This is a genomic window from Spongiibacter sp. (assembly GCF_041602295.1).
Classification (GTDB): Bacteria; Pseudomonadota; Gammaproteobacteria; order Pseudomonadales; family Spongiibacteraceae; genus Spongiibacter.
The window spans coordinates 1-3,237 of sequence record NZ_JBFIGO010000175.1 but is presented as its reverse complement, the minus strand read 5'-3'; the positions used below and the strand labels follow the sequence as shown (position 1 = coordinate 3,237).

Here is a 3,237-nt window from a genome sequence, read left to right as displayed (position 1 = left end):
TCAAGGTACTTCACAAGCTGGCGGCCACGGCGGCTGACGACGACGCCCTGGTGATATACATGGAGGGGACGCGGTTCTCGACCAACAAACGCCAACGCATATTACGCCAACTGGCGGCAAAGGATGCTCCCGAGGCACTGCGCAATGCCGAACGCTGGACCACGGTGCTACCACCGCGACCCGCCGGCGCCCTGACACTGATGGCCGCGGCGCCACACAAAGACCTGCTGTTCTTTGCGCACAGTGGCTTCGAAGGTTCCGCCAGCTTCACCAGTCTGTTTAACGGCAGTTGGATGGATACCACCGTGCGACTGAGTTTCTGGCGCATCCCCGCCGCTGACATTCCCGGTGACAGCGAGGGGCGTCGCGCGCTGCTGCTAGAACAGTGGGAGCTTATGCACCGCAAACTGAGCGAGATGGCGAGTCGCCCTGCCTGACAGCCCAGCTGGACAAATAACTCAAGCCAGCGGGCACTGCGCTCCGGCGGCGCCTTGATCGGCCTCGATACTGTCGATCACTCCCATCACCAAACGCAGCGCCGCTCGCACAACTGTCTCGCGAGGCATGGCATAGCCACTGCGCAGCCAGTGGGTCGCTGGTTGCCGCATAGCGCCAACCAGCGCCATACCGAGCATCAGTGACTCATCGTCGGGCAACTGCCAATGTGGATAGACGTGGCTGGCCAACTCCACGATCAGCTCACTGAAGGACAGAATATAGCCGTGATAAAGCTGCTCAACGTCGGGACTGATGCCCTCCAGTTCGACCATACACACCCTGGCAACACGGGGGTCTTCCAGAGCGGAAAAATACGCGTTCAGCATCAAACGAACTTGGGTGCGCGGCGGCTCCGCCGCACTGCAGGTCATGACACTGCTGTAAATGCGCTCGCGAATGCGCCCCATGTGCAACTCGTAAACGGCGGTCAGCAGCTCTTGTAAATTGGCAAAACTCTCGTAGAAGTAGCGATCGGTCAACTTTGCCTCGCGGCACAGTTTGCGCACCGTCGCCGAGCGAAAACCCTCGCCACCAAACACCGCCAAACCCGCCTCGAGAAACTGCTCGCGGCGCATCGCCTTGCGCTGTTCCGGATCCAAGCCACCGTATACCCGGCCCTCGCCCCGCGCGCTTGATCTCGCTTGTTTGTTTGTCATAGGGCAATTTGACATCAGCTGTCGTCAAAAGTAAAGTGATGACGCTTGTCATCAGATAACCGGCGCGCCGGCGCCCCCAAGAAAGAGTATCGACCATGAGCGAACAACAGCAGCCCAGCCAACACCAGGTCGTCATTATCGGCAGCGGCTTTGGCGGCCAGTGCGCCGCCCTAAACCTAAAAAAACGCGGCCTCCACGACTACGTCATCCTTGAGCGGCGCGACTTCATGGGCGGCACCTGGAGCCAGAACACCTATCCAGGCGCCGCGGTAGACGTGCAGTCCGCGCTGTACTCTATCGCCTCCGAGCCCTACGACTGGTCGCAGATGTTCGCCGACGGCGAGGAACTTCAGCGCTATACCTACCACATTATCGACAAGCACCAGTTGCGCGAAAAAACCCACACGGGTTGCAATGTCAGCAGCATTCGCTGGCAGCAAGAAGGCCAACAATGGCTGATCGATTGCGAGGACGGCCGGCGCTTCCTCGCCCAGTTTGTGATCAACGCATCGGGACCACTCAGCACACCGGTGATCCCCCAATTTCCCGGCCGGGAAAACTATAAAGGGCGCAGCTTTCACACCAATAACTGGGACCAAAGCTACGATTACCGCGGCAAGAAAGTGGCGATCATCGGCAGCGGCGCCAGCGCCGCCCAGGTCATTCCCGCCATCGCCGATCAGGTCGGGGAACTCCACGTTTTTCAGCGCACACCACACTGGGTGATCCCGCGCCCGGATTACCGCTTCAAGCCCTGGCAGCGAGCGCTGCTGCGACGCCGCTGGGCCTACCGCCTGCTGCGCCAGGCAATTTACTGGGGCTTGGAAAGCCGCGTGATCGGCTTTAAATACTCGGCGGCGATGCTGAATTTATTGGCCAAACGCCGCGCCATCAAACACATCAACACGCAAATAAAAGATCCGGCATTGCGCGCCAAGGTCACGCCCGATTACACCATTGGCTGCAAACGCATCATCCTGTCAGACACCCTGTACCCCGCCTACTGTCGCGACAATGTCACGCTGCACAGCAGCGACGACGGCATTGCAGAAATTACCGAACGCGGTATCCGCAGCCAGAGCGGGCAAAATATCGAGCTTGATCTCATTGTTTACTCCACCGGCTATGACGCCACCGACGGGGTGATCTCTTACCCGGTGGAGGGTCGCGACGGCAAAACCCTCAGCCAGGCCTGGGCAGAATTTCCGCGAGCCTATTTGGGCACCAGCATGCCCGGCTTCCCCAATCTGTTTATTGTCACCGGCCCCAATACCGGCATTGGCCACACGTCCGCGATTGTCATCATCGAGGCGCAGATGGACTACATCATGCACAGCATCCAAACCGTGCAGCGTAAGCAGCGCCGGGCCATCGAAGTCAAAGCCGATGCCGAGTCGCGCTACACCCAGCATATCCATCGCGAAATGGAGCGCACGGTGTGGAAGTCGGGCGGCTGCAACAGCTGGTACCAAAGCAAAAGCGGCCACGTTATCGCCATGTTCCCCGGCTTTAGTTTTACCTACAGACGCTGGACAAAAAACTTCCGCAACAGCGACCACCAATTCTCCTAGGAGCACACAATGAAAGACTTAAATAATAAGATTGTAGTGATCACCGGCGCCGGCTCGGGAATGGGGCGCGCCTACGCCCACGCCTTCGCCCAGCGCGGCAGTAAATTAGCGCTGTGTGACTACGACGCCCAAGGCCTGGCAGAAACTGTGGAGCAACTGGGCGGAGCCGAGCAAAGCCAGCTCTGTCACCGCGTACTTGATGTCAGCGACCAAGCGGCCATGCAGGCGTTTGCGCAATATGTCGCCCAGCAGCTGGGCAATGCCCATATTCTGATTAACAACGCCGGCATTGAGGGCAGCGCCAAACCCAGCTGGAGCACCGACATGGACTGCTACCGAAGGGTGATGGAGGTGAATTTTTTTGGCGTGGCTTACGGCTGTCAGGCCTTCCTGCCCCAGCTGCGCGCCAATAGCGAGGCGGCCATCGTCAATGTTTCGAGTATTTTCGGTTTAATTGGCACACCCAACCACAGTGACTACTGCGCCAGTAAATTCGCCGTGCGCGGCTATAG

The 3,237-nt window shown here is 59.0% G+C and carries 4 protein-coding genes; 3 read left to right on the top strand and 1 reads right to left on the bottom strand.

All coding sequences use genetic code 11. The annotated features are described in order from the left end of the window. On the top strand, positions 1-437 hold a 437-nt coding region (locus ABYM29_RS15325; protein ID WP_372865664.1), incomplete at its 5' end, for a hypothetical protein. Positions 438-458: 21 nt separating this feature from the next. Here ABYM29_RS15325 and ABYM29_RS15320 read toward each other — a convergent pair. Beyond that, a complete protein-coding gene (locus ABYM29_RS15320; RefSeq protein ID WP_372865663.1) occupies positions 459-1,154 on the bottom strand; it encodes a TetR/AcrR family transcriptional regulator in 696 nt (231 codons plus the stop codon). 95 nt (positions 1,155-1,249) lie between these two features. Here ABYM29_RS15320 and ABYM29_RS15315 point away from each other — a divergent pair, with 95 nt between their 5' ends. Both ABYM29_RS15315 and ABYM29_RS15310 read left to right on the top strand, forming a co-directional pair. After that, positions 1,250-2,725: a flavin-containing monooxygenase gene (locus tag ABYM29_RS15315; protein ID WP_372865662.1), complete on the top strand. Its 1,476-nt coding sequence runs from the start codon at positions 1,250-1,252 to the stop codon at positions 2,723-2,725. Between the two features lie 9 nt (positions 2,726-2,734). Continuing rightward, the coding region (locus tag ABYM29_RS15310; protein ID WP_372865661.1) for an SDR family NAD(P)-dependent oxidoreductase at positions 2,735-3,237 on the top strand (503 nt) is incomplete at its 3' end.

Coding starts and splice junctions, on each gene's coding strand:
- ABYM29_RS15315 (WP_372865662.1), top strand. CDS start 1,250: ATGAGCGAACAACAGCAGCCCAGCCAACACCAGGTCGTCATTATCGGC.
- ABYM29_RS15320 (WP_372865663.1), bottom strand. CDS start 1,154: ATGACAAACAAACAAGCGAGATCAAGCGCGCGGGGCGAGGGCCGGGTA.